General features: G+C 63.7%; 24 protein-coding genes and 2 riboswitches. Of the genes, 9 read left to right on the top strand and 15 right to left on the bottom strand.

The genetic code is table 11. The features are described 5' to 3' along the window. Window positions 1-36: 36 nt before the first annotated feature. The 10 genes from PJK54_RS02495 to ftsB form a co-directional block, all read right to left on the bottom strand. Entirely contained in the window at window positions 37-1,407 is a 1,371-nt protein-coding gene (locus PJK54_RS02495) for a TolC family outer membrane protein (protein WP_077375077.1), read from the bottom strand. Window positions 1,408-1,841: 434 nt separating this feature from the next. Continuing rightward, a complete protein-coding gene (gene rpoS / locus PJK54_RS02490) occupies window positions 1,842-2,816 on the bottom strand; it encodes an RNA polymerase sigma factor RpoS (RefSeq protein WP_077375080.1) in 975 nt (324 codons plus the stop codon). A gap of 61 nt (window positions 2,817-2,877) precedes the next feature. After that, the gene (locus tag PJK54_RS02485; protein ID WP_271302177.1) at window positions 2,878-4,125 is read right to left on the bottom strand and encodes a peptidoglycan DD-metalloendopeptidase family protein; all 1,248 of its coding nucleotides are present in this window, start codon (window positions 4,123-4,125) and stop codon (window positions 2,878-2,880) included. Then, window positions 4,118-5,071: a DUF368 domain-containing protein gene (locus tag PJK54_RS02480; protein ID WP_271302176.1), complete on the bottom strand. Its 954-nt coding sequence runs from the start codon at window positions 5,069-5,071 to the stop codon at window positions 4,118-4,120. Before PJK54_RS02480 ends, PJK54_RS02485 begins: the two co-directional genes overlap by 8 nt. Beyond that, window positions 5,068-5,802: a protein-L-isoaspartate(D-aspartate) O-methyltransferase gene (locus tag PJK54_RS02475; protein ID WP_084209621.1), complete on the bottom strand. Its 735-nt coding sequence runs from the start codon at window positions 5,800-5,802 to the stop codon at window positions 5,068-5,070. The genes PJK54_RS02480 and PJK54_RS02475 overlap by 4 nt, the downstream gene beginning before the upstream one ends. A gap of 194 nt (window positions 5,803-5,996) precedes the next feature. After that, entirely contained in the window at window positions 5,997-6,743 is a 747-nt protein-coding gene (gene surE, locus PJK54_RS02470) for a 5'/3'-nucleotidase SurE (protein ID WP_271302175.1), read from the bottom strand. Window positions 6,744-6,801: 58 nt separating this feature from the next. Beyond that, the gene (gene truD / locus PJK54_RS02465; protein ID WP_308457330.1) at window positions 6,802-7,977 is read right to left on the bottom strand and encodes a tRNA pseudouridine(13) synthase TruD; all 1,176 of its coding nucleotides are present in this window, start codon (window positions 7,975-7,977) and stop codon (window positions 6,802-6,804) included. Beyond that, a complete protein-coding gene (gene ispF, locus PJK54_RS02460) occupies window positions 7,970-8,476 on the bottom strand; it encodes a 2-C-methyl-D-erythritol 2,4-cyclodiphosphate synthase (protein WP_169477230.1) in 507 nt (168 codons plus the stop codon). Before ispF ends, truD begins: the two co-directional genes overlap by 8 nt. A 73-nt stretch (window positions 8,477-8,549) precedes the next feature. Then, window positions 8,550-9,332, bottom strand: coding sequence for a 2-C-methyl-D-erythritol 4-phosphate cytidylyltransferase (gene ispD / locus PJK54_RS02455; protein WP_271302174.1), 783 nt, complete (start codon window positions 9,330-9,332; stop codon window positions 8,550-8,552). Next, window positions 9,329-9,703 carry a cell division protein FtsB gene (ftsB, locus tag PJK54_RS02450; RefSeq protein WP_077375092.1) on the bottom strand — a complete coding sequence of 125 codons (375 nt, stop codon included), beginning with the start codon at window positions 9,701-9,703 and terminating at the stop codon, window positions 9,329-9,331. Before ftsB ends, ispD begins: the two co-directional genes overlap by 4 nt. Window positions 9,704-9,863: 160 nt before the next feature. Between ftsB and PJK54_RS02445 the strand changes: the two genes are divergently transcribed. Then, window positions 9,864-10,175 (top strand): NGG1p interacting factor NIF3, encoded by a 312-nt coding sequence (locus PJK54_RS02445; protein WP_084208043.1) that lies wholly within the window; start codon window positions 9,864-9,866, stop codon window positions 10,173-10,175. Window positions 10,176-10,247: 72 nt separating this feature from the next. Here the strand turns inward: PJK54_RS02445 and PJK54_RS02440 are convergent, their stop codons facing one another. Next, window positions 10,248-10,832 (bottom strand): NUDIX hydrolase, encoded by a 585-nt coding sequence (locus tag PJK54_RS02440; protein WP_084208042.1) that lies wholly within the window; start codon window positions 10,830-10,832, stop codon window positions 10,248-10,250. Window positions 10,833-10,972: 140 nt separating this feature from the next. On the opposite strand from PJK54_RS02440, the gene PJK54_RS02435 reads away from it, so the two are divergent. Together PJK54_RS02435 and PJK54_RS02430 are read left to right on the top strand one after the other, a co-directional pair. Further along, window positions 10,973-11,602, top strand: a complete 630-nt coding sequence (locus tag PJK54_RS02435; RefSeq protein WP_136938781.1) for a CoA pyrophosphatase — start codon at window positions 10,973-10,975, stop codon at window positions 11,600-11,602. Window positions 11,603-11,734: 132 nt separating this feature from the next. Beyond that, the gene (locus tag PJK54_RS02430; RefSeq protein WP_077375102.1) at window positions 11,735-12,394 is read left to right on the top strand and encodes a 2OG-Fe(II) oxygenase; all 660 of its coding nucleotides are present in this window, start codon (window positions 11,735-11,737) and stop codon (window positions 12,392-12,394) included. A gap of 69 nt (window positions 12,395-12,463) precedes the next feature. Here PJK54_RS02430 and PJK54_RS02425 read toward each other — a convergent pair whose 3' ends face one another. Together PJK54_RS02425 and PJK54_RS02420 are read right to left on the bottom strand one after the other, a co-directional pair. Continuing rightward, on the bottom strand, window positions 12,464-13,894 hold the full coding sequence (locus tag PJK54_RS02425) for an MFS transporter (RefSeq protein ID WP_271302173.1): 1,431 nt from the start codon (window positions 13,892-13,894) through the stop codon (window positions 12,464-12,466). A 286-nt stretch (window positions 13,895-14,180) separates the two neighbouring features. Then, on the bottom strand, window positions 14,181-14,927 hold the full coding sequence (locus tag PJK54_RS02420; RefSeq protein WP_271302172.1) for a class I SAM-dependent methyltransferase: 747 nt from the start codon (window positions 14,925-14,927) through the stop codon (window positions 14,181-14,183). A gap of 414 nt (window positions 14,928-15,341) precedes the next feature. Between PJK54_RS02420 and PJK54_RS02415 the strand changes: the two genes are divergently transcribed. The 6 genes from PJK54_RS02415 to thiC all read left to right on the top strand — a co-directional run bounded on the left by PJK54_RS02415 (window position 15,342) and on the right by thiC (window position 23,055). Beyond that, entirely contained in the window at window positions 15,342-16,376 is a 1,035-nt protein-coding gene (locus PJK54_RS02415) for a lysophospholipid acyltransferase family protein (protein ID WP_271302171.1), read from the top strand. A 125-nt stretch (window positions 16,377-16,501) separates the two neighbouring features. After that, a complete protein-coding gene (locus PJK54_RS02410; protein ID WP_271302170.1) occupies window positions 16,502-17,806 on the top strand; it encodes a PQQ-dependent sugar dehydrogenase in 1,305 nt (434 codons plus the stop codon). Window positions 17,807-17,948: 142 nt separating this feature from the next. Continuing rightward, on the top strand, window positions 17,949-18,758 hold the full coding sequence (locus PJK54_RS02405) for a TIGR04283 family arsenosugar biosynthesis glycosyltransferase (RefSeq protein WP_271302169.1): 810 nt from the start codon (window positions 17,949-17,951) through the stop codon (window positions 18,756-18,758). Between the two features lie 43 nt (window positions 18,759-18,801). Continuing rightward, window positions 18,802-19,494: a TIGR04282 family arsenosugar biosynthesis glycosyltransferase gene (locus PJK54_RS02400; RefSeq protein WP_271302168.1), complete on the top strand. Its 693-nt coding sequence runs from the start codon at window positions 18,802-18,804 to the stop codon at window positions 19,492-19,494. Between the two features lie 152 nt (window positions 19,495-19,646). After that, a riboswitch (TPP riboswitch) is annotated at window positions 19,647-19,785 on the top strand. A 143-nt stretch (window positions 19,786-19,928) separates the two neighbouring features. After that, entirely contained in the window at window positions 19,929-20,588 is a 660-nt protein-coding gene (gene tenA, locus PJK54_RS02395; RefSeq protein ID WP_271302167.1) for a thiaminase II, read from the top strand. A 190-nt stretch (window positions 20,589-20,778) separates the two neighbouring features. Continuing rightward, window positions 20,779-20,919: riboswitch (TPP riboswitch) on the top strand. A 126-nt stretch (window positions 20,920-21,045) separates the two neighbouring features. Beyond that, on the top strand, window positions 21,046-23,055 hold the full coding sequence (thiC, locus tag PJK54_RS02390; protein ID WP_271302166.1) for a phosphomethylpyrimidine synthase ThiC: 2,010 nt from the start codon (window positions 21,046-21,048) through the stop codon (window positions 23,053-23,055). Between the two features lie 130 nt (window positions 23,056-23,185). On the opposite strand, the gene PJK54_RS02385 is transcribed toward thiC, so the two are convergent. Further along, a complete protein-coding gene (locus PJK54_RS02385; protein WP_043331408.1) occupies window positions 23,186-23,464 on the bottom strand; it encodes a peptidylprolyl isomerase in 279 nt (92 codons plus the stop codon). 87 nt (window positions 23,465-23,551) lie between these two features. Further along, complete coding sequence (locus tag PJK54_RS02380) at window positions 23,552-24,058, bottom strand: hypothetical protein (RefSeq protein ID WP_127734635.1); 507 nt, start codon at window positions 24,056-24,058, stop codon at window positions 23,552-23,554. Window positions 24,059-24,307 lie beyond the last annotated feature (249 nt).

Raw genomic sequence — 24,307 nt, 5'->3', positions numbered from 1 at the left:
GGGGTGTCAGGAGAAGCCGGTCAGGCCAGTATCAGATCACTGGGCCGGGCCATCCAGCTCGGTGTCGTCTTCGTCCTGCAGAACCAGTGATACCTGACGATCGCGCTTGAGGCTCTCGTTCAGATCGCGCACGGTGTTGACGTCGATGATGCCCGCCGCCTGGCGCAGGTTGAGCAGATCCAGCACGTAGGTGTAACGCGAGGAGGCATAGTCCGCCAGGGCTTGATAGAGCGCCTGCTCGGCATCCAGCACATCGACGATGTTACGGGTACCGACTTCATACCCCGAGCGTGTGGCTTCCAGCGCGCTGCGGCTGGAGACGATGGCCTGCTTGCGCGCCTTGACCGTCAGGACGTCGCTGCGGACCTGACTGTAGAGCGAACGCACGCTCTGGGTAGTGGAACGCTGCTGGTCCAGCAGGTCGTACTGGCTCTGTTCCAGCAGGTGCGTGCTCTGGCGTACCTGCGCGGAAGTGCGACCACCGGTATAGATCGGCAATGACGCCTGGATACCGATCTGGTTGTATTCCTGATATCCCCCGGAGGATGCGACGTCGGTTTCATCATAGGAGTAGGTCGCGAAGGCACCGACTTCCGGCAGATGACCGGCACGCGAGGTCTTGACGTCACCCTTGGCGACATCGACACCCTTCTGCGCGGCACCGATCAAGGGATTGTTGACCAACGCCATCTCGACCCACTTGCCACGACTGGCGGGCACCGGCGCTTCGATGGCGAGATCCTCTTCCAGCCCATCGATGGAATCGTATTGCTGGCCGGTCAATTGCTGAAGTGCCTCGAAGCTGACCTGCAGGTCGGCTTCCGCGGCAATCCGCTGGGCGCGTGCGTCATCAAAGGACGCTCTGGCCTCCTGAACATCGGTGATCGCGATCAGCCCGACCTCGAACTGCTGATTGGCCTGATCCAGCTGACGGGAAAAGGCCTTCTCCTGCGCGATGCGCGCATCCAGCACATCCCGGTTGTTGAGGATGGTGAAGTATGCGGAAGCCACATCGTACAACAGCTGCTGCTGATCGGAATCCAGCAGCAGTTTCTGCTGCTCGGTACTGTCCTTGCTGGTCGCCAGCTCATACCAGTCGGCAGCGTCGAACAGCTGCTGATTCACGTTGAGCACGATGTTGCTGTCGGTGTAATCCCCTTCCACACCGCTCTGGGAATTGCCCGTGACATCGGTGCGTGACACGGTGCCGGTGGCCGAGATCTGTGGCAGCAGATCCGAAAGCTCGATCCGCTCGTTGTCCTCGACGCTCTGATACAGAGAGCGAGAGGACGACAGGCTGGCATTGTGGGTCAGCGCATCACGGGTAATGTCGAGCAGATCGGCAGCCTGGGCCTGGGTCGCGAAACCCATCGCCAGCACCAGAGGCAGTATGCGTATGTTGGCCATGTATGCGTATTCCTGATCGGTAACAGTCAGTCGTGACCTGCATGATGCGCCAAAGGCACCAAGGCAAGGGGAGATAAGGTCGTTTCACGGGCCGGCTGATGACGGCATCAGCCCCTTCGGGGGCGGGTCGTGGAAAAAGGACTCAGTCTAATCGTCGCCTTGCAAGGCGTCCAGTTAGTTGGCTAACTTCATTTGCCTTACAGCGTTTCCATCCCAGCAACAATGCAACACGGCCCCGGTGTCGAATCATATGCACCGTCATCTTTCTGCCAACCCCATAGCCTGCCAAACCAATGCTCAGAAAATATGAAAACGGCCCGCCCGCAAGCGGGGGGCCGTTTTCATGTCGTGTTGCGTCCACTATCCAGCAGGATGTCACGGATATCGGGCCAGACGATGACAGCTGCCAGCCCTGACGATGACATGTCAGCGAATCATTCGAAGATGGATTCCAGCGACAGGCCCTGTTTCTCGAGCATGCGACGCAGTTTCTTGAGCGCCTCGACCTGAATCTGACGCACTCGCTCACGCGTCAGACCGATCTCCTCGCCGACCTCCTCCAGCGTGGCGGCTTCGTGACCCCGCAGCCCGAAGCGGCGTACCACCACTTCCATCTGCTTGTCGGTCAGCTCCGCCAGCCACTCATCGACATGTGCCTTGACGTCGACATCGACCAGACTGGACTCGGGGCTGGTGTCATTTTCATCGGCGATCGTCTCGATCAACGGCTTGTCACTCTCGCCGCCCATCGGATAGTCCACCGAGGACACTCGCTCATTGAGCCCCAGCATCTTCTTGACCGTCTCCACCGGCTTGTCGAGGAAATCGGCGATTTCCTCGGCCGTCGCCTCGTGGTCAAGCTTCTGCGTCAACTGGCGAGCAGCGCGCAGATAGATGTTGAGCTCCTTCACGACATGAATCGGCAACCGGATGGTGCGCGTCTGATTCATCAACGCGCGCTCGATGGTCTGACGGATCCACCAGGTGGCGTAGGTCGAGAAGCGGAAACCGCGCTCGGGGTCGAATTTCTCCACCGCGCGTATCAGGCCCAGATTGCCCTCCTCGATCAGGTCGAGCAGTGACAATCCGCGATTCAGATAGCGCCGCGCGATCTTGACCACCAGACGCAGGTTGGATTCGATCATGCGCTGCCGGCCGGCAGGGTCTCCCGCCTGCGCCAGTCGCCCGAAATAGACTTCCTCTTCCGGTTTGAGCAATGGCGAGAAGCCGATCTCGTTGAGGTAGATCTGCGTTGCATCCAGGCTCTGGTAGTGCTTGCGCTCTTCACGGTTCAGGGCGCGTTCGAATGCCGCCTCTTCCGCTTCAGCCTCAAGCGTATCGTCTTCCTCGACATCATCGAGGGACAGCTCCACCTCGGCCTGATCGATATCCTTTTCCAGCATGCTCATGTCGATACCCCGTTGTCTCTGGTCTGGTGCCAGGAACTTCTTGTTGTGGCAGCGGTGGACGTCAGCGCTTGGGCAGGAACTTCAAGGGATCCTTCGGCTGCCCATCCTCGCGGATCTCGAAATGCAGCTGCGCACGTTCGGCGTCAGTGGCTCCCAGAGTGGCGATTACCTGTCCGGCCTCGACAACATCATTCTCCGAGACGCGGAGGCTGTCGTTGTGGGCGTAGGCACTCAGATAACGGTCATTGTGCTTGAGGATGATGAGGTTGCCGTAACCGCGCACTCCACTCCCCGCGTAGACCACAATCCCCGGCCCTGCTGCCTTGACAGGTTGCCCCTTTTGACCAGCGATATCAATGCCGCCCGTCACACTCTCGGACTCACCGAATTTGCCGATGATCTCGCCTTGCGTAGGCCACTGCCAGTCAACGTTTTTTACCGGCACATAGGTTTTCTTGGCCGGTGCCGCCTCGGGTGTGGCGCCCGCAACGTTGGTCCCCTTTTCAACCTTGTCGGAGGCACTTTTCACGTTTGCCGCCGCCTTGTCACGCTCGGCCTTGGCCGCTGCCAGCTGCTCGGCCTTCTCGCGATCCGCCGTCTCCTGCGCCGCCTTGCGAGCAGCAGCCTCGGCCTCACTCGCCCTGGCCTGGGCATTGCTGCCGGCACTCTCCAGTGCCTCGCCGGCTCGGGAAGCATCGTCCGCGGCCTGTGCACGCGCAGACTCCGCCAGCGCCTCTTCACTGCCTTCCTGATACACGGGCCCCGGGCCGACGCCCGCAGCAGCGGCCGCGCCCGTGGCAGCCGCCGCGACGCCGCCGCTACCGGTGGTCAGGGACTGCGCCTGGGAAGCACGCTGCTTCTGCTGAGCAATGTCCGACTCATCCGGAGCCAGCCAGTCCGGCACCTCGCCGCCGCTGGCGATGGCGTCATCGCTGCCGCCAAGCCCGGTCGCCACCACGCCCGTGCCTGATGCCGACCCCGATGCCGTGCCGGCCGTACGGGAGTTGCCGGCATTCGCGGGCAACGGTGCCTGAGGGTCGAGGCGCAGAGTCTGCCCGGGCTGCAAGGTGTAGGGCGGGCGCAGGCCATTCATGCGCGCCACGTCACGGAAGTCCTGGCCACTCTGCCAGGCGATGCCATAGAGCGTGTCACCGCGCTGGACCGTATAGCTGTCTGCAGTGATACGTGTCGTGTCACCACTGAGATCCTGGATCTGCGGACGCGTCGTGGCGGTACTGCACGCCGTCAGAGCGCCCAGCGCCAGACCCGCCAGCGCCAGCTTGAATCCCTTGTCCATCATGTCAGGCATGTTCCTGCTCCTTGCGGGAATCACTGGAAGAATCATCCGGTCCTGAGCGCTCACCCGCGAACCAGACCAGCAGGATACCTGCCAGCATCAGGGCAAGCGCCGCCCACAACTGGGCAGGCTCACCTGTCACGCTGGTATAGGTCTCCGGCATCATGAATTGATAATCTAGCGGTACCTGCTCCCCCTTGGGGCCCAGTCGATAATCGGTAATCGTGCGCCAGGGCCACAGCACCGGCAGCGAGCCGAGGATGAAGCCGACCAGCAGCATCAGTGTCGCGGTGTGATGGTGACGAAACAACCATGACAGTACACGCGAGAAGGTGAACAGTCCGATGGCGCAGCCACTTCCGAACAACAGGATCAGCGTCAGATCGAAGCTCTTGATACCTGTCATCACGGTGCCATAGAGGCCCATGGTCAACAGCAGGAAGCTGCCGGAAACGCCCGGCAGCAACATGGCACTGATGGCGATGGCCCCCCCGGCGACGATGACCCAGGGCGCATCAGTGCCCGCTGGCAGAAGGCTGGGCAGCTGAGTGGCCAGTACCAACCCCAGCACCAGCCACACCAGATACCCGACCCTGAAGCCGGTAATGCGCCGCGCCACGACCACACCGGAACACACCACCAGACCGAAGAAGAAGGCATTGAGCAGCAGCGGCTGCGCCTCCATCAGCCAGGTGACGAGGTGCGCCACGCTGATCAGGCTGGCGAGAATGCCGGCGGCAAGCGGTAGCAAGAACGCCAGATTCAAGTGCTGCCATAACGCCTTGACGCCCTGTTGACGCCAGACACCGATGGCGGAAGGTCCGAAGCGCTTGATGGTTTCGATCAATTCTTCATAGATACCCGTCACGAAGGCTATCGTGCCTCCCGAGACGCCGGGCACGGCATCGGCAGCGCCCATGCCCGCCCCCTTGAAGAACACGCTCAATGCTCGTTTCACCTGATCACTCCCTCGAGCAACGGCACGAAGCGCACAGCCTCGAGCCGCTGAATATCCTGAGTGTCGCCGACGTGGCGCACTCGTGTCAGCCATTGACGATCACTGCCGTCTTCCGCCAATGGCACGATCATCACTCCCTCCGGTGCCAGCTGCTGGAGCAATGCCTGTGGCAAGTGCGAGGCACATGCCGTCACCACCACCAGATCAAACCCCGGCAGGGTCACCGACTCCTGTGCGGCCGTCTCACGCGCCGTGGTCTGCCAGCCGTGCCCGCCATCGGCGTGACGCAGCTGGACATTGTCCAGCCCGAACCACTCAAGCCGCTGCCGGGCACGCAGATGCAACAAGGCGATGCGCTCCAGCGAGGCCACCTGACCGAACAGCCGCGCCAGCAGCAGGGTCTGGTAGCCCGAACCGGTGCCGACCTCCAGCACCCGACACTGCTCGCGCGGGCGCGGTGCCGAGGCCAGAGCCAGCTCCGTCATGCGGGCATGCATGTAGGGCTGCGACAATGTCTGCCCCTGCCCCAGCGGCAGGGCGGTATCCTCATAGGCGCGATGCGCCAGCGCCTCATCGAGAAACAGATGGCGCGGTTCCGCCGCCATCAGATCCAGTACCCGCTCGTCCTGGATGCCGGCCTCTTCCAGTCGCGTGACCATGCGATCACGCGTTCGTTGAGAGGTCATGCCGATACCGCTCAACTGCGCGGCATTCGGGCGCTCCAGGCGCATGGGCACCGGTGGCGATGAGGTTCGAGTGGCCGACGAATCCGCCATGGCTTGCCCACTCTCAGACTGCACTGCGGGAAAACCGTTCTGATACACGTCCTTCATGACATCGAATTACATCCTGTCGACCGACGCGCCTGCGCCGGCTTGCTGATCGATCCCCGACACCCCTGACCGCCAGGCGGTGGCGCGCGAGGTCAACTCAGTGCTTCCAGCCACTGCTCCACATCCTGACGCGCCGCATGGGAGGTCAGGTCGGTCATCAACGGCGTGATGGACACATAGCCGGCCGCGATGGCCGCGAAATCGGTGTCCTCACCATCGTCGACTCCGTCCCCGGCCAGCGCGATCCAGTACCGGGTGCGCCCGCGAGGGTCCTGCACGGCGATCGGTGCGCCCGCCGGACCACGATGCCCCTGACGCGTGACGCGAAATCCGCGGATCTCGTGCCAGGGAACATCCGGCACATTGACGTTGAGCAGCGAACGCGGCGGCAAGGCCAGCGTCTCGGCCGCGCCGACCAGACTCGCCGTCACACGCCCTGCCGTCTCGAAATGGGTCTTGCCACACAGCGACATCGCGATCGCCGACATGCCCAGCGAGCGGCCTTCCATCGCCGCTGCCACAGTGCCGGAATACAGCACATCGTCTCCCAGGTTGGCACCGTGGTTGATGCCGGAGATCACGATATCCGGTTTCTCGTCCCAGACACCGTTGACCCCCAGATAGACGCAATCGGCAGGGGTGCCGTCGACACTGTAGAAACCGTTGTCCATCGCGGACAGCATCAGCGGGCGACTCAGGGTCAGGGAGTTGCTGGCACCCGAACGATCACGGTCCGGTGCCACCACGCGAATTCGCGCGTGATCACTCAGCGCATCATGCAGGGCCTTGAGCCCGGGGGCATGTACCCCATCATCATTGGAAAGCAGAATCTTGCGCATCGTCTCACCTGTTCATGTTCATCGCGGTTTCATGTCGTGGCGCACGCTGGGTAGGCCGCTACAGCAGCGGGTGGGCAATCAGCTCACGCAACAGGCCGGTGGCGAAGCTGCCGCGCGGAAGATCGAAATGCAGCCACGCACTGGCCGCAGTCGCCTCGGCATCGGCCTGGGCCGGCGTGATGGCCCACTCCAGGCGGGCATTGGCAGGCATCAGGCGCAGTGGCCGACGCTCGGCCTTCACGCCAGCCTTCTCGAGGCCGTCACAGAGCTGGGGCCAGCTGGACGCCAGCACCTGCTCAAGCGCCGCGACCTGCGCATGGGACTCGCCACGGCCGGTGCCCCACAGCGGGCCCGTGGGGTGGATATCCCCGTCGGCAAGGCGCCGGGTCAGCGTCTCGACAGCTTCGCTGCCATCGGTGACGAAGCGCGATCCCGTCCCGTCGAGCGCGAACACCTCACCGCTCAACGCCGTCGCCCAGCAGCCAGCCTTGAGACGCGCGGCCAGCACTTCGTTGAACAGGAAGCTGCGCGCGGTGGACAGCAGCATGCCGCTGCGATCATCACGCTTGCGCCAGCCACGTATCAGTACGGCGCGTGCACGCCCCAGGTTATGCCCCTGGTGCCCGAAACGCTGCGGACCGAAATAGTTGGGCACCCCATCGCGTATCAATGTCTGCCAGCGAGTCTCGAAATCCGGATGGGCCACGGCCTCGCCGCTCACCCGCAGCGCAAAGCGATTGCCACGATGCACGCCCCGCTTGAGCTTGCGCGGGTGCCGCACGCTGGCCAGCACGCGGGCCCCCTTCTCGGCCAAGGCCTCACTCAGATGCTCAGGGGCTTCACGCCCCGGCAACCATACCGAGACCCACTGCTGGGTAATCGCCTGCTTGTCCTTGAGTCCCGCCACGCCAATGTCACGCGGTGCCACGTCACAAAGACCTGCCAGTTCGCGGCACAGCTCGTCAGTGGTCAGACCGCGCTTCTCGATCCAGAGCCACTGGTGCTCCCCGTGACCTTCGGGCACGAAGTCCATCAATTCCGTGACGCGAAAGTCTTCCGGCGTGTGTCGGAAGTCACCTGCGCCCAGCGGGCCGCCATGGGCATGCGGCCAGCGCTGCATCAGCTCGGCTTCCTTGACCCATGGCTCGCTGCCGGCGGCTTCCAGTGCCGTTCGCGCCGCGACAGACAGCGCATCGGACTCGGGCGGCTCAGACATGGCATTCACTTCAGACATGCTCGGCTCCACCCGCGGCGGGCAGCCTGCCAAGCACCGCCACGGCCTCGGCGGCGATGCCTTCCTTGCGACCGGTGAAACCGAGACGCTCGGTAGTGGTGGCCTTGACGTTGACGACCGCCACCGGCACACGCAGGTCCTCGGCGATCACCTCACGCATCGCCTGGATGTGCGGCGCCATCTTGGGGGCCTGCGCCATCACGGTGAGATCGACATTGCCGACCCCGAAACCAGCGGCATTGATCAGCCCGACGACGTGGCGCAGCAGGCCGCGACTGTCCGCCCCGGACCACTCGCTGTCGGTATCCGGGAAATGCTTGCCGATGTCGCCCATCCCGCAGGCCCCGAGCAGCGCATCGCACAACGCATGCAGCAATACATCGCCATCGGAATGCGCCACGAAGCCGTGTTCGTAGGGGATCTTCACGCCGCCGATCATCAGATGATCGCCGTCGCCGAAACGGTGGACATCGAAGCCATGCCCGATGCGCAGTGACATCGGGACATGCCCGGAGGTCGCGGGGGAGGTCGTGGAATTCGAAGTGTCGGGGGTCACGGGGTGATCCATCATGTCAGGCAGGTGTCCGGGGTCTGTCGGCGTGATCCTCGCGGGCCGCCAGCAACAGGCGTGCCATGGCGAGGTCTTCCGGATGGGTGATCTTGAGATTGTCGCGCGCCGCGGGCACCAGCACGGGGGATCGTCCACAGGCCTCGAGTGCCGAGGCCTCATCGGTGATGCGCTCGGGCTGCTCCGCGAGGGCGGCACGCAGCGCCGTGCGCAACAGGCCCAGCGGAAATGCCTGGGGCGTGAAGGCATGCCACAGCCCTGTCCGGGATTCGGTATGCGCGATGCGCTGCGCTGAGCCATCGGCACGCTCCACGGCATGGCTCAGCGCAGCGGCCCGCTTCATGGTGTCACTGGCGGGAGCGGCCAGGATGGCGCCGTCGTCACTCTCGCGTGCCGCCTTGACCAGCGCCTGAATGTCGCTCTCGCGGACACAGGGACGCGCCACATCGTGTACCAGCACGAGGTCATCATCACTCGCCACTCGGCTCAGACACTCGAGTCCCGCCAGCACGCTGTCGGCACGCTCGCTGCCGCCATCGGCGCGTAGCCACTCCTGCCATGGCACCATCGTCGGCGTGAAATAGGCATCCTCCGCGCCCAGCACCAGACACAATCCGGCCTCGGGCAATGCGCGCCTGAGGGTGGTGAGGGTCGCCTCCAGGACACTGCCGCCGGGCGTCAGTTCCAGATACTGCTTGGGACGGTCAGCCTGCATGCGGCTGCCCACGCCTGCGGCGGGTACCAGATACCAGAGACGCGGCGCCGGGGCATCATTCATGCGAGTCATGGATTGAGCACCTTGGGCAGGCCCTCTTCCAGTCCCTTGCCTTCCAGCGCCCCTTCCGCCACTTCATCCGCGGACGAGACCTGGCGCTTGGGTACCTCGACGTTGGGCACCCACAGGAACTGCTCATCCTTGCGCACCATGCCGAGATCGTTGCGCGCACGCTCCTCGATGGCCGCCAGACCATTCTTGAGATCGACCACTTCAGCGCCCAGGCGTTGATTGCGGTTGTCCAGCTGCGCCGCTTCCCTGGAGAGCTGCTGCACGCGGGCACGGATGTCGAACAATTCGGTGACGCCATTTTCGCCCCACCACAGCCGGTACTGGAGCAGAGCCAGCAGTAGCAGCAGTGAGATATTGATCCATTTGAGCATGGCAGTGTCCTTGGCCGTTGCAGCGGGCATTATGCCATCATCAGGGGACGCCGCGCAGGCTCTGCCACGCTTGACTGCGTCCTCGCCAGCGCACGTCTTTCCCCGGGGCGATTGGCGCCCTGGCACTCATCGCCCGTCACGTCCCTCAAGGAGGCCCACCATGTACAAACTGGCATTCTTCGTTCCACACGAAGCACTGGAAGGTGTCAAGGAAGCGCTTTTCGCCACGGGTGCCGGACGCATGGGCGAGTACGAGGCCTGCTGCTTCGAGACGCGCGGCACGGGGCAGTTTCGTCCGCTGGCCGGTGCCAATCCGCATATCGGCGAACGCGGCACGCTGGAACGTGTCGAGGAGGTCAAGGTCGAGATGGTGTGTGAGGACGCGCTGATTCGCACGGCAGTGGCCGCACTGCGCGAGGCGCACCCCTACGAGGAAGTGCCGATTGACTGCTGGCGACTGGAAAGCTTCTGAAGGTGCGATGCCCACCCCGGTCACGCCGTCAAGCGACGGCAGGTCCCGGGGTGAAGCCTGACCACGGCCCGCTCAGTGCTTGGGCAGATGTGTCGTCTTGAAGAAGCGCTCGCGCGTCTCGAGATCGATCTGTTCCAGATGCAACGGGAATTCGCCTTCTCCCTGGCGGGCACGACGGTCCTCGAAATAGCGCCTCAGCGTCACTTCCATGGTCGGGAAGGCCAGTGACTGCCAGGGAATCTCCTCTTCGGCGAACAGCGCCACCTCGAGACTCTCGATACCCGCGGAGAAATCACTGGTCAATTCGGCGCGAAACAGCATGTAGACCTGATTGATGTGCGGCAGATCAATCAGGGTGTAGAGGCCCTGGAGATTGACCTCGGCCCCCGCTTCCTCACGCGTCTCACGGGCAGCGGCCTCACTGGTGGTCTCCGCGTTCTCCATGAAACCGGCCGGCAGTGTCCAGTACCCCAGGCGCGGCTCGATGGCGCGGCGACACAGCAGCACCTTGCCATCGCGTATCGGCAGGGTACCGGCGATGATGCGTGGGTTCTGATAATGGATGGTGCCGCAGCTATCACACAGGTAGCGCAGTCGATCATCTCCTTGTGGCACCGCCAGACGCACCGTCTCACCACAATGGCTGCAGTAGTTCATTCGCTCTCCCGTGAAACTCTTGAACGCCGATGCCCGGGCTCGGCTTCTGGAAATGGTGCCGCTGACTCGGCCGGCTGTCACCTCACATCTTGACCGCCTCACATCCCACGCCACAAGATGAAGGTCAACGAGGACCCGACATGCTAGAAGCTCTGCGCCAGCGCCTGCAATCCCATCACCCCCGTATCGTGAGCAACGACCAGCCACGCGCTGCGGTACTCATCGCGTTGATCGACCGCCCGGAACCGACGCTGCTGCTCACGCAACGCGCCAGTCACCTGAGTCAGCATGCCGGCCAGGTCGCCTTCCCCGGTGGCAAGGCGGAGCCGGAGGATATCAGTCTGCTGGCCACGGCGCTGCGTGAGGCCGAGGAGGAAGTGGCTCTGCCCTCCGGCGAAGTGGAGATATACGGGCAACTGAGCGATGTGATCTCGCTGCACGGCATGACCGTGACGCCTTTCGTGGGGCGCATCGCTCCCGACCTGCCGCTGCGCGCCGACCCCGGCGAGATAGCGCATATCTTCGAGATGCCACTGAGCATGCTGCTGCGCGATGAACGCGCCCACACCGACGTCATCCGCGTGGGCGATGACACCTGGTACGTGCCCGGCTATCAGGTGGCCGGGCAGCTGCTGTGGGGGCTTTCCGCGATGATGCTGGTGGAGATGATGGCCATCGGGTTCGGACACACCATCAGCCTGTCCTCCCCGCCACCGCCCGGGGCTCCGTTGCGCCACCTGCCACCTCGCCCCCATGCACCACGGGCATGAGCCTCTGGCGTGATTGACGCATGTCTCGCGGGCTGAGGATTGCCAGGCCTTCACTCAAGGCATTGCGCCCCTGCGCGCGCTGCTCTATAACACTGCGCCTTGATGCCTTCTGCCCTTTTTCCGGAGCGCCCGATGCCCGCTGCACCCGCCCCACTGCTGGACCCCACCGCGCTCAACCTGCTGATCGATGAACTGGTCGAGCATGGCTACAGCGTGCGCCCGGACTTTCTGCCGGCACACCTGATCCGCCATCTCAATGACGAGTTGCGGGCGCTGGAGAGCCATCAGCGACTGACGGCTGCGGGAATCGGACGCGGGCGAGAGCATGACCTTCGCCCGGACATCCGCGGGGATGCGATTCGCTGGCTGGATCGCGATTCGCGTGCCCAGCGTGCCTATCTGGAGGCGATGAATGTCCTCAAGGATGAACTCAACCGTGCCCTCTATCTGGGACTGTTCGAGTACGAGGCGCATTTTGCCCACTATCCGGTCGGCAGCTTCTATCGCAAGCACCTGGACAGCTTCCGCGGGCGTGGCAATCGCCTGATTTCCAGCGTGCTCTATCTCAATGCCGACTGGCCGGCGGACGCCGGTGGCGAGATCGTGCTCTACGACCCCGAAGATGACAGCCGTGAAATCCGGCGTGTCACCCCCGAGGCCGGGACCTTCGTGTGCTTCCTTTCCGAACGGATCCCCCACGAGGTGCTGCCGACGAAACAGGCGCGCGCCAGCGTGACCGGCTGGTTCCGCCGCAACGCCTCGCAGGGCAACCTGGTCGACCCCTCCCGCTAGTGCGACCTACTCCTCTACCCTCAACTCCCCCCTTGCGACGCACGTGAGGCATGCCGCTCACACAAGTCCTCAATCTGCGTTGCGCCCGTCGGAAGCCTCGCCATGGCGGGACGTCTGGCGCTGGCTTTCGCCATCATGAGTCTCGATCTCCTCGAGACTATCCAGGGACGCCTCGGTGATCAGCTCCGGCATGTCGACGGCCAGCTCGCGAGTCACCTCGACCAGCGGGTCATTGACCTCGGCATCCCGCAGGTGCTCCTCGGCGGCCTCGACCAGTTCCGGCCCGACGGCAAGCTCCGTTCCCAGTGGTGTCTGTGGCGCATGGGTCTCGAAGGGGGCCAGCGGCTGCGGCGCCGGACGCATCACGCGTCGCCAGACGAAGAAGGCCAGCATGCCACCGCCCATCACCGCCAGACTCAGCGCCATGCCGGGCATGGCACCCATCTCGGCCATCGGCAGTGATACGGCCGGCGGTGACAGGGTCGAGCCCACGGCATTGATCAGCAACAATCCCTGACTCATGCGCACCAGCGCCCCGGCGGGGGCACGGTCTGCCGCATGGCTGACCGCGACCGGATAGAGCGTGAAGGCCGCGCCGCCGAGCAGGAACAACACCGTCAACTGCGCGATGCCTTCGCGTGCCGGCCCCATCAGCAAGGCGGCGAACCCGATGATGGCCACCGACAGGATGATCAATACCTGCTGACGATCATGACTGTCAGACCAGCGCCCGATGGGGTACTGCAGCAGCATGCCGCCGAGAATCACCAGCGCCATGCGCTGCCCGATCTCCGCGGTGTCCAGCACGCCGCCCTCCCCCAATGCCAAGGGCAGCAGGCTGTAGAGCACTGCCACCACCAGCCCCGAAGCCAGGCAGCCGAACACGCCGGTCGGCGTGATGCGAATCAGACGCCAGGGACTCAACGGCTCGGATTGCTCGATCAGCGGTGATACGCGCGGCAGCAGCACCAGCGGCAATACGGACGCCGCCGCTAGCATCGCCACCAGCATGAAGGCCGCCTCGAGACTCAGCATGGCGGTTACTCCCAGCAGCAGCTGCCCCAGCACGCCCGCGCCATAAAGCACGATCATGTAGAGCGCCAGCAGGCGTCCGCGTACGGCGGGGTCGGCGGCACTCAGCAACCAGCTCTCGATGACCAGATACACGCCGACCAGCGACCAGCCGATCATCATGCGCAGCAGGAACCACACCACGGGATGGTCTCCCAGTCCCATGGCCAGGGCGGCGACTGCCACCAGCGAGGCGAAGCCGGCGTAGGCTCGGATGTGTCCGATGCGCAGCAGCAGGCGGTCGTTGACCAGCGCTCCCAGTCCAAGCCCCAGATAGTAGGCGGAGCTGATCAGGCCGATCGCCTCGCTCGAGACACCGGCGGCAGACAGCCGCAGGGGGACCAGCGAAGTCAGCATGGCATTGCCGATCCCCAGCAAGGCAAGGCCCAGCAAGGGCGCGAGAGACATCAACAACAGATGACGGGGCATGACCAGTTCCTCGGCCAGGCGCAGGACTGCGTTCGGCCAATGCCGCAAGGTGCGGAGAGCTACGGGAGAGGGAAGCGCCCTGCAGGAATCTCGCAAGGCGCGGGCAATATAGTGACAGTCTGCGCCAAATCCAAGTGTTTTTGCGTCAGCTTCACGTCATTTCGCGACATCGTTCATTGTCTCGCCCCGAATCTCGCGGCCAGCCCGGTCAGGCGCACACGCGTGGGGCGGCTGGATCATGCCTCGGTAGCGGGCATCCTCCCTCCACACCTGCCACGCGAGCCCTTCAGGACATCGGTACACGGAAGATGACGCTATCGCTCGCAACCTGCTCGAAGGCCAGGCCATGGGTCCGCGCCAGCCAGGCGAAGGTCGTCGGGCTGAACAGGCAGACATGGGTCGGGTCACGCAGATAGTGCCAACGCTTGAGCGCATCCAGATCATCCGCGGCGGGTTGCGTCATGATCCCCAGCAGGCCACCGGGTTTGAGACACCCAAGCCACTGACGGAAGACATCGCCGGGCGCGTAGAGATGCTCGATCACCTCGGTACTGACGATGAAATCATGCTGACGGGCGAGCGCTGCCGGGTTCGGGTGGTAATACAGATCATGCAATGCCATCGGGTGGCCGACTTCCTCGAACATCCGTGCCAGGGCTGGCCCCGGCCCACAACCGAAATCGAGCCCGCTGGCACCGGCCGCCAGCCGCTCGCACATCGGCGTGAACAGCCTGGACAGGAAGGTGCGATAGCGCGGGTCTGCCGGGTCGTTCTGATGCTGGTCGTAGATATCCTGCTCTGCGCGGGCATCCAGTCGTTGAGAGGGCGCGAGATACAGCAGATGGCATTCGCCACACCGCAGGTAATCACGCTCGTCGGCAGGCGGACGCTGACCGGTCCGCGGACATGGCTTGCGTCGTTGCACCAGATGCAGCACAGGTTGACTGCCATGCGTCGCGCATAGCGGGCATTGATGGTCGGATTCAGGCAATGCCTGTGCCGGGGACTCGGGGGCAATGGGGGAAGATGACATCAGGGCTCCGCACAGGGCAAGGGACACGACAGGCACAAGACATGACAGGACGAGCACATCAGGGAAAGCGCATCAGGGAAAGCATCACCGAAAAGCACTACTGGAAAGCACTACTGGAAAGCACGGCACACGAGAACCGCTCGGGCAGTGCCGTGGTCTGACTGTCTGACAGAGCGCCTCGGGACCACGCCAGCGACGTGATCCCGGATGTGCCGATGCCAGCATGATACTGGCAGAGCAAACGGGCCGCACGCCCCGTGCCACACACGACGAAGGTCACTGCGTGCCCCCCGATGCCTCGAACCTGCATGACGTTCGCCCCTCTGGCACAATGGGGCGCGACGGGCAGCGCAGGACTCGCCCTCTGACCAGTGCGGTATCTCACGCCAGACCACCGGAACTTCATGTGTGACGATGGAAAAGACTCTCAAGCGTTTTGAAAAGGCCATGGAACAGCGCCTTTTACCCCTCAAGGCCAATGCCGTCGCCTGGCTATGGCAGCGACTCTCGGGCCTGACCACCCGCCAGCTGTGGTGGATGGCGCGCCCGCTCGCGCGTCTCGTGCAACTGCTCAATCCGCGGGAACGGCGCGTCACGCGCAGAAATCTTGGCCAGGCCTTCCCTCATCAGCCGCGTGAGACACGCGCACGCCTCGTGACCGAGAGCCTCGCCCACTCCACCGCCACCATGCTGGAGCTGGGCAAGGTATGGCTGGGTGATGAAGACGCGGTGCGCGATTCGATTCTCGAGGTGCACGGTCGCAATCTGCTCGACGAAGCCCGTGCCGAGGGACGTGGCGTGATCGTGCTGGCGCCGCACTTCGGCAACTGGGAAGTGCTCAATTTCTGGCTCTCGAGCCATTTCCCCTTCACTGCCATGTACGAGCCGCCCAAGTTCGAGCGGCTCGACCCGATCATTCGCAACGGGCGTGAGCGCATGGGGGCGAGACTGGTGCCTACCAACTCCCGCGGCGTGGCAGCGTTGCTGAAGGCGCTCAAGCGCGCCGAGGCGATCGGCATCCTGCCGGACCAGGAACCGGGACGCGGCAGCGGTGTCTTCGCCGACTTCTACGGCCGACCCGCCTACACCGCCACTCTGCTCCCCAAGCTGGTGGCGAGAACCGACGCCCGCGTGGTGACCGGTGTCGCTCAACGCCTGGAAGATGGCCATGGCTTCGCCATCCACTTCCTTGCGGCGGATGAGGCGGTCTACGCCGAAGACGAGGTCATCTCGGCGCGGGGAGTGAATGCATCAGTGGAAGCCGCGATCGCCCTGGCGCCCGCGCAGTATCAATGGGAATACAAGCGCTGGCGCAAGAGCCCGGAAGAACTGGACGAGCAGCCGGGCTGGCGTGAGAAGCGCTTCTATCCCCGGGACGATTCCTGGCTTTCCCTCAAGGGCTGGCGCCGCCACCTCAAGTACCGCCGCCGCAACGCGAAACGCTCCTGACTCTCCAGGGACAGGGCAGCACTGGCGCAAACCGGCACAAGCTTCCAGACTTTCCTGCACGGCGGCGAGCGATGCCAGTCGACTTGCCGAGGCAGCCGCGACAGGCCAAGGAGGCAGTGGAGCACATGAGCAAGCGCCAACAGGACATCCGTGGATGCGCAAGCATCAGACTGCTGATGGGGACGGCACTCATCGGCTGTCTCTGCGCGTCGTCTCCTGCCTGGAGCGAGGCAAGCAGCAGCGACACCCTCGATGGCGAGACCTCTGCTCATGCCCCGGCTCTGGCATTGCAGGCGGCAAGCTCGGTTCCCGAGGACGCCCCCTCCCTGAGGCTGCCACCAGGGGCCGGCATGACTCGGCTGGCATCGCTTCAGGCACCTCGCATGCTGCACCTCACCGCTCACGATGAGGTGTTGATCGGCTCGCGGGCCGGCAAGCTCTATCGAGGCCAGCTGGCCGATGATGGCAGCCTCAAGCGCATGGAAGTGCTGGTCGAGCTGGAAGGCTATCCCCACTCTGCCGTCGTCCGCGATGCGCGCCTGTATGTCGCGACCACGGACGCCCTGCTGGTCGCGGACTACCATCCCGGGATCTCCCTTGCCCCGAGCGACTTCCAGCGCGTGATCGCGATTCCCGGCGGCGGTGGCCACAACTCGCGTACGCTGAGCCTGGGCCCTGACAATGGCCTGTATCTGGCGCTGGGGATCCAGGGCAACTGCTCCGATCAATATCTGGCGGGCACCTCGCCTCGCTATCCACAGCAACAGCGCCGTGGGGGAGTGATGCGCCTTGAGGAAAGTGGCGAGCCTCCCGAGTGGCGTGCGTGGGCGAGTGGTCTGCGCAACCCCGTCGGCCTGGTCTGGCAGGCACTGGCGACAGGAGAGACGCGCCTGCTGGCCACCAACAACGGACCGGACCATTGGGGCTACGAGCATCCCCGCGAGCTGGTGGTCGCTGCCCGCGAAGGCAGCTTCCATGGCATGCCCTGGTATCAGTGGATCGATGGCCGCTGGCAGGCAGATGATTGCATCACGAGCGATTCACCGCGCGAGCGTGACGAGATTGCACCGCCACTGGCCGAGATCCCCGCTCGCAGTGCGCCGATGGGAATCGCGGTGGTACCGCCTGGGCATCCATTGGCTGCTGACATGGATGTCGTGGTGGCAGTCCACGGCAGCTGGGGCACGGCACCCTCCGGCAAGGCGTGGGGAGACCCCGCCAGTCGTCGTGAGCCTCGCCTGCTGGGCCTCAAGCTGGCGACGCCAGACACTGAAGCACACCTAGTGCCGGTACTGACCGGCCTGCAGGATGCCGCCAGCGGCGAGCGCTGGATACGCCCACTGGATGTAGCATTCGGCAAGGATGGCAGCCTCTACCTGACCAGCGATACCGGAGCCTCAGGACTCTATCGGATCACCTTCTCTCAGTGACCTCCAGCCGCCTCTGACTCGACACGGCGGCTCACGCGTTGATTCTTCGCCCAAGCGTTGAGCGAGCTTCTCGACGCTCTGCATCCATGGGGTGATCACATGCGTATGCTCTCAGGACGACGCCATCGCCGGAGCCTGCGCCATGACAAAGCCCTCCATCTTCTCGCCAGTTGCCAGCCCTTCCCCCGGGGCTGTCCGTTCGGGCAGCGCCCTGACACGCACCCCGTGGCTGAGCATCATCATGCCAGTCCACAACGAGGCATCCGGTATCGTCTCGGCCTTGATCGCCTTGAGTCCACTGCGCGCGAGCGGGGATTGCGAGGTCATCGTGGTCGATGGCGGCTCCACGGATACTACCCGCGAGCTGGCAACGCCGCTGTGCGATCGCTGCCTGAGCAGTGATCCGGGCCGGGCAACGCAGATGAACGCCGGTGCCTCTCAGGCTCGTGGCCAATGGCTGCTGTTCCTGCATGCCGACACGCGCCTGCCGGCACATGTCCTCTCGGTACTGTCAGAGACCCTCGCCGAGCATCGCGAGTGCGACTGGGGTCGCTTCGATGTCGACATCGAAGGAGATTCTCCGCTGCTGCCCGTGATCGCCATGCTGATGAATCTGCGCTCGCGCCTGACCAGCATCAGCACAGGTGATCAGACCCAGTTCGTACGACGCTCCACCTTCGAGGCCATCGAGGGCTTTCCCGTCGTGCCCCTGATGGAGGACATCCAGCTGAGCGTCAGGCTCAAGCGACTGACCTCGCCGCTGAACCTCTCCGCCAGAGTCACTACCAGTGGAAGACGCTGGGAAACCCATGGCGCCTGTCGCACCATCCTCAAGATGTGGGGGCTGCGCCTGGCAGCCTGGGGTGGCGTATCTCCTGTCCGTCTAGCGCGTCTCTATGGTTATGGTGCCGCCGCTCAGGCGTGTGAACAGCGTGGCTTGCCTCATGCCTGAAGCCTCGCTTGCTGACAGGGAAACCGACACGGCAGCATACGACATGCGCCCGACGCTCATCATCTTCGGCCGCCTGCCACTGGCCGGACAATGCAAGACGCGGCTGATCCCTGCCCTCGGTCCCGAGGGGGCGGCACGCCTCTACTCGCGCATGCTGCGCAGAATCGTTCAGCAGGCCTGCGCCTCACGCCTCGGCAAGGTGGTCGTGATGCTGACTCCCTCCCCCGAGCACGCCCGGCAGCAACCTGAGCTGGCAGCCCTGCTGACGGACCTTGAGGATCAGTTGCGTGCAGAGAGCATGGCGGCATATGGCAAGCGAATCACGCTCGAGGCACAGCCACAGGGTGGGCTTGGGGAGCGCATGCATCAGGCCATGCTGCGCCACCTGCCCGCAGGCCCCGTGCTGCTGATGGGCTCTGACCTGCCCGCATTGGACAGTCAACGTCTGCGCGAGGCGGCGCGGTGCCTGCATGACCATGAGGCGGTGCTGCAGCCCAGCGAAGACGGGGGATACGGATTGATTGGCCTGAAAGCAGCCTGCCCGGCGGCCTTCCAGCTGGATCACTGGAGCCATGCCGACGTGAGCCGGGAGACTCTTGCACTGCTGGCTCAGGCAGGCAGAAGCGTCGGTTGCCTGCCTGTCAGCTGGGATGTCGATGAGCCTCACGATCTGGTGCGCCTGAGGCGACACTTCCCAGCCCTGATGGCGAACCTCTCCTCCTGTCAGCCTGCATGACATCTTTCCTGCAGCGCATGACACGCTTCCCGCATCGCAGGAAGCCCTTTCAGCATCGCAGAAGGCCTCCCAAAGTCGCATGGGTTTTAGGGCGGCAGAGGCTTTTCCTGCACCGCAGGACTGTTACACTCGAGATATCGTGACGTCTGAGTCACAGCTTGACGGGGTGCCGGTAAGACCGGCTGAGATGTCATTCGCACTGTTCGAGGCCTTGCATCGAGGTGCGTGAATGACGATCCCGCCGAACCTGATCCGGTTAGTACCGGCGTAGGGATCAAGCGCGAAGTGTTGCCGCACATCATCTTCACCTCTTCCAGGTGAACGCCGCACCTCCCCCCGCTTTTTCCCTGCAGATTGCCGGACCTGACCACGCTCGAGCCAGACCTTTGCCACTCCATCACGGATTGGCAGCACGCTCACCGAGGGATGCGTCGATGCCCAGCTTTTCAGACCTGACCAGTGCCTGCGCCGAGGAATGGCGCGACTATCTCGAGCATGATTTCGTTCGCCAGCTCGGGGAAGGTCATCTGCCAGAGGAGTCCTTCCGCCATTACCTGCAGCAGGACTACCTGTTCCTGATCCACTTCGCGCGCGCCTGGGCGCTGGCCGCCTACAAGAGCCGCACCCTCGCGGAGCTGCGTCAGGCCACGGCCAGTCTCGACACCATCCTCAATACCGAGCTCGATCTGCATATCGGCTACTGCAGCGAGTGGGGCATCAGCGAGGATGACCTGAGTGAGCTACCGGAATCCCGCGCGACCCTGGCCTATACCCGTTACGTACTGGATTGCGGCCAGCGCGGCGATCTTCTCGATCTTCACGTGGCGCTCGCGCCTTGCCTGATCGGCTACGGCGAGATCGCCGAGTGGCTGCTGGATCAGGACACCACCGAGATCGAGGACAATCCGTACGCGGACTGGATCGCGATGTACTCCAGCGATGACTTCAAGGAAGCGGTGGACGCCGAACGTGAATGGCTGGACGCTCGGCTCTCGGAGGTCTCGGAGCGCCGGCTGGGCGAGCTGGTGGATGTCTTCCGCGATGCGACGCGTCTCGAGATCGACTTCTGGCAGATGGGGCTTGATCGCGACTGATCCGTGGCAGGCCCTTGCGTGACAGGCCGCGCCAGCGCGAACGGAAGACTCATCGATTTTCGTCGGCCTGGGGACGTGGTCCTCTCGCCAATCATCCAGACACACCACAGGCCATCAGAGCCTGAATGCGAGCACGATGATCTGGGCCAACACTACGCTCAGCACAGGTCATGCCCGCATTGAACTCTGAGCACGCTTGACGGGGTGCCGGTGGAACCGGCTGAGATCCTGCATGCATCACCTCGCCGCCAAATGGGCGAGGCTGCCAGCAAGGGGTCCCGTGGAACCTGAACCGGTTAGGACCGGCGTAGGAATCAAGCTGATGGTCAGCCGCTGCCCGCGGCCGCCTCGCTCCCGGGCCACCTGTTGGCAAGGAGTCGGCGATGGCCATCCTCTCCCTGCGCACGGTCTTCCCATGATGACGTCTGCCGTGACGTCGCCCTTTGAGGAGACCTGCATGAGCACTACCCCCACGACTCAAGATCCGCAAGCCACCAACGCCGCAGAACCGTCGTTCGCCCCCCAGCCTGAGGCTGCGCCGAAGGCGCGCGCACGTGCCGGTCGCAAGGATGGCAGTCGCCACCTCGCCAGCGAAGCCCGCGTCGACGCCGCCGCCATCGCGCCGCTGAGCGGCTCGCGCAAGATCTATATCGAAGGCTCCCGCCCGGACATCCGCGTGCCCATGCGCGAGATCGGCTGCTCGCCGACCCAGACCTCCAGTGGTCTGGAAGAGAATCCGCCGATCGTCGTCTACGATACCTCCGGTCCCTACACCGACCCGGCGGTCGAGATCGACATTCGTCGCGGGCTGGCGCCACTGCGCGAGAAGTGGATCGAGGAACGCGACGATACCGAACAGCTCAATCAGCTGAGCAGCGAATATGGTCGCGTGCGCCAGGCCGACCTGCGCCTGTCGTCCCTGCGTTTCGAGCTGGACCACCGCCCGCGTCGTGCCCTGCCGGGCAAGAATGTCACCCAGCTGCACTATGCGCGCCAGGGCATTATCACGCCGGAGATGGAGTACATCGCGATTCGCGAGAATCAGCGTCGTATCGCGCTGCGTGAGGAGTATCAGGGCAGTGACTCCGTCGAGAGCATTCTGGGCCACCAGCACCCGGGTCACAGCTTCGGCGCCAACCTGCCCGACGAGATCACCGCCGAATTCGTGCGTGAGGAAGTCGCACGCGGCCGCGCCATCATTCCCGCCAACATCAATCACCCGGAAAGCGAGCCGATGATCATCGGCCGCAACTTCCTGGTGAAGGTCAACGGCAACCTGGGCAACTCGGCGGTCACCTCCTCCATCGAGGAAGAGGTCGACAAGATGACCTGGGCGATCCGCTGGGGCTCCGACACCGTGATGGATCTTTCGACCGGCGCCAACATCCACGAGACACGTGAATGGATTCTGCGCAACTCTCCCGTGCCCATCGGCACGGTGCCGATCTATCAGGCGCTGGAGAAGGTCGATGGCGTGGCCGAGAATCTTGATTGGGAGATCTTCCGCGACACGCTGATCGAGCAGGCCGAGCAAGGCGTCGACTACTTCACCATCCACGCCGGCGTCCTGCTGCGCTATGTGCCGCTGACCGCCAGCCGCGTGACCGGCATCGTCTCGCGCGGTGGCTCCATCATGGCCAAGTGGTGTCTGGCGCATCACGAGGAAAGCTTCCTCTATCGCCACTTCGAGGACATCTGCGAGATCTGCAAGGCCTACGACATCAGCCTGTCACTGGGCGATGGCCTGCGCCCGGGCTCGGTGGCCGATGCCAATGACGCCGCCCAGTTCGGCGAGCTCGAGACGCTCGGCGAGCTGACGAAGATCGCCTGGCAGCACGATGTCCAGGTCATGATCGAAGGTCCGGGTCACGTGCCGATGCACCTGATCAAGGAGAACATGGACAAGCAGCTCAGCGAGTGCGACGAGGCGCCCTTCTACACCCTCGGCCCGCTGACCACCGACATCGCCCCGGGCTACGACCACATCACCTCCGGTATCGGTGCCGCGATGATCGGCTGGTTCGGCTGCGCCATGCTCTGCTACGTGACCCCCAAGGAGCACCTGGGCCTGCCCAACAAGGACGACGTCAAGACTGGCATCATCACCTACAAGATCGCCGCGCATGCCGCGGATCTGGCCAAGGGGCATCCGGGCGCGCAACGTCGTGACAATGCACTCTCCAAGGCACGCTTCGAGTTCCGCTGGGAAGACCAGTTCAATCTGGGCCTTGACCCGGACACCGCGCGCAGCTTCCACGACGAGACGCTGCCCAAGGATTCGGCCAAGGTCGCCCACTTCTGCTCCATGTGCGGGCCGAAGTTCTGCTCGATGAAGATCACCCAGGAAGTCCGCGACTACGCCAACGAACACGGCCTGACCGGTGACGCCGACAGCGTGATGGCCGGCATGCAGGAGCAGGCTGACAAGTTCAAGCGCGAAGGCAGCCAGCTCTATCAGGAGGTATAGGTAGAGGGATTGGCGCACGAAAGGCTGACGTGCTGAGCCGCACGAAAAACGCCCCGACCATCACTGGTCGGGGCGTTTTCAATGGCCTGCTGCCAACCGCTCATGACACGTCATGAGCGTGATCCAGAGATCACGTGCGGCTGGTGACTTCCAGCAGGTGATAACCGAACTGGGTCTTCACCGGGCCCTGCACGGTGTTGATCGGTGCGCTGAACACGACTTCGTCGAATTCCTTGACCATCATGCCCGGGCCGAAGGCGCCCAGGTCACCGCCACTGCGACCGGACGGGCAGGAGGAGTGCTCGCGAGCGGCATCAGCGAAATCGCGGCCGTTCTCGATTTCGGTCTTGAGAGCTGCACACTGTTCTTCGCTGGAAACGAGAATATGACGCGCTGTGGCCTGTGCCATGTCTATCACCTGTCACTGATCGAATAAATGCCGCCGGCAATCACCGGCGGCGTGGCAGCACATTGTGGCCCAAGGCGACGCTCGCCGCTAGCGTCCGCCACAGACCCGGCGCTGATACTGGATGGCATCAAGGTCGCTGCTGCCCAGCAACGCCGCTGTGGCAGCATTGCATTCCGCCTCTGCCAGTTGATCGGCACCTGATGATTCAGCCCACTGGATATTGCCGATGCTGGGCTGATAGCTGACCGCCGCATGGCAGGCCATGCGCCGCGTACTGTGGTAACGCTGGGAGGGCAGGGTCGGAGGATTGGCGGTCATTTCCTGACAGGTGGAAGCGAACATCTCACTGGCCGCCTGGCTGCAGCGGGTATGTGCCATGGCATTCTGCCGCTGGTTGGCACACACGGAATCATTGAGAACACGCCACTGCAAGGTATCGAAATCGATCATCTGCCCTTGATAGCGGGTCTCGACATGTTCTCGCTGAAGCCCTGCTGTCGACGTCAGATGAGACGCTACTCCCTCCCCGAATTGCCCACTCATGCCGGATACCGCGTCCATTAATGCTGCCAATGCCGCACTGACAGAATTCATCACACACTCCTTGTGTTGATGCCTCCCGACATATGCCGCCGGGGAGCCTTGCTCGATCATCCATGACCGTCACTTGCGGTGACATGACCTGATAGCGCTGCTTCATAACGAGACTGATAGCGCCGACTGACAGCGTCAGTGCGCTCACTGCGATATTACCCGCTCACCGCCATCATTGCCTTGACGCTCAAGGGGATGGTTCCAACGCTTCCTCCTCCCGCAACGAGCCGTCAGATTCAAGACTCCAGA

It is taken from the genome of Cobetia sp. MMG027, assembly GCF_027947415.1.
In the GTDB taxonomy this organism is placed as follows: domain Bacteria; phylum Pseudomonadota; class Gammaproteobacteria; order Pseudomonadales; family Halomonadaceae; genus Cobetia; species Cobetia marina.
This window is presented reverse-complemented; position numbering and strand designations above follow the sequence as displayed.

What these genes read in the sequence shown, in the direction of transcription:
- tenA (WP_271302167.1), top strand. Translation starts at nt 19,929, where the DNA reads ATGCCCAGCTTTTCAGACCTGACCAGTGCCTGCGCCGAGGAATGGCGC.
- surE (WP_271302175.1), bottom strand. Translation starts at nt 6,743, where the DNA reads ATGCGCAAGATTCTGCTTTCCAATGATGATGGGGTACATGCCCCCGGG.
- truD (WP_308457330.1), bottom strand. Translation starts at nt 7,977, where the DNA reads ATGTCTGAAGTGAATGCCATGTCTGAGCCGCCCGAGTCCGATGCGCTG.
- PJK54_RS02380 (WP_127734635.1), bottom strand. Translation starts at nt 24,058, where the DNA reads ATGAATTCTGTCAGTGCGGCATTGGCAGCATTAATGGACGCGGTATCC.
- rpoS (WP_077375080.1), bottom strand. Translation starts at nt 2,816, where the DNA reads ATGAGCATGCTGGAAAAGGATATCGATCAGGCCGAGGTGGAGCTGTCC.
- PJK54_RS02445 (WP_084208043.1), top strand. Translation starts at nt 9,864, where the DNA reads ATGTACAAACTGGCATTCTTCGTTCCACACGAAGCACTGGAAGGTGTC.
- PJK54_RS02405 (WP_271302169.1), top strand. Translation starts at nt 17,949, where the DNA reads ATGACAAAGCCCTCCATCTTCTCGCCAGTTGCCAGCCCTTCCCCCGGG.
- ispF (WP_169477230.1), bottom strand. Translation starts at nt 8,476, where the DNA reads ATGTCACTGCGCATCGGGCATGGCTTCGATGTCCACCGTTTCGGCGAC.
- PJK54_RS02485 (WP_271302177.1), bottom strand. Translation starts at nt 4,125, where the DNA reads ATGCCTGACATGATGGACAAGGGATTCAAGCTGGCGCTGGCGGGTCTG.
- PJK54_RS02495 (WP_077375077.1), bottom strand. Translation starts at nt 1,407, where the DNA reads ATGGCCAACATACGCATACTGCCTCTGGTGCTGGCGATGGGTTTCGCG.
- ftsB (WP_077375092.1), bottom strand. Translation starts at nt 9,703, where the DNA reads ATGCTCAAATGGATCAATATCTCACTGCTGCTACTGCTGGCTCTGCTC.
- PJK54_RS02430 (WP_077375102.1), top strand. Translation starts at nt 11,735, where the DNA reads ATGCCCGCTGCACCCGCCCCACTGCTGGACCCCACCGCGCTCAACCTG.
- PJK54_RS02400 (WP_271302168.1), top strand. Translation starts at nt 18,802, where the DNA reads ATGCGCCCGACGCTCATCATCTTCGGCCGCCTGCCACTGGCCGGACAA.
- PJK54_RS02435 (WP_136938781.1), top strand. Translation starts at nt 10,973, where the DNA reads ATGCTAGAAGCTCTGCGCCAGCGCCTGCAATCCCATCACCCCCGTATC.
- PJK54_RS02425 (WP_271302173.1), bottom strand. Translation starts at nt 13,894, where the DNA reads ATGCCCCGTCATCTGTTGTTGATGTCTCTCGCGCCCTTGCTGGGCCTT.
- PJK54_RS02385 (WP_043331408.1), bottom strand. Translation starts at nt 23,464, where the DNA reads ATGGCACAGGCCACAGCGCGTCATATTCTCGTTTCCAGCGAAGAACAG.
- PJK54_RS02420 (WP_271302172.1), bottom strand. Translation starts at nt 14,927, where the DNA reads ATGTCATCTTCCCCCATTGCCCCCGAGTCCCCGGCACAGGCATTGCCT.
- PJK54_RS02415 (WP_271302171.1), top strand. Translation starts at nt 15,342, where the DNA reads ATGGAAAAGACTCTCAAGCGTTTTGAAAAGGCCATGGAACAGCGCCTT.
- PJK54_RS02410 (WP_271302170.1), top strand. Translation starts at nt 16,502, where the DNA reads ATGAGCAAGCGCCAACAGGACATCCGTGGATGCGCAAGCATCAGACTG.
- thiC (WP_271302166.1), top strand. Translation starts at nt 21,046, where the DNA reads ATGAGCACTACCCCCACGACTCAAGATCCGCAAGCCACCAACGCCGCA.
- PJK54_RS02475 (WP_084209621.1), bottom strand. Translation starts at nt 5,802, where the DNA reads ATGCGCCTGGAGCGCCCGAATGCCGCGCAGTTGAGCGGTATCGGCATG.
- ispD (WP_271302174.1), bottom strand. Translation starts at nt 9,332, where the DNA reads ATGACTCGCATGAATGATGCCCCGGCGCCGCGTCTCTGGTATCTGGTA.
- PJK54_RS02440 (WP_084208042.1), bottom strand. Translation starts at nt 10,832, where the DNA reads ATGAACTACTGCAGCCATTGTGGTGAGACGGTGCGTCTGGCGGTGCCA.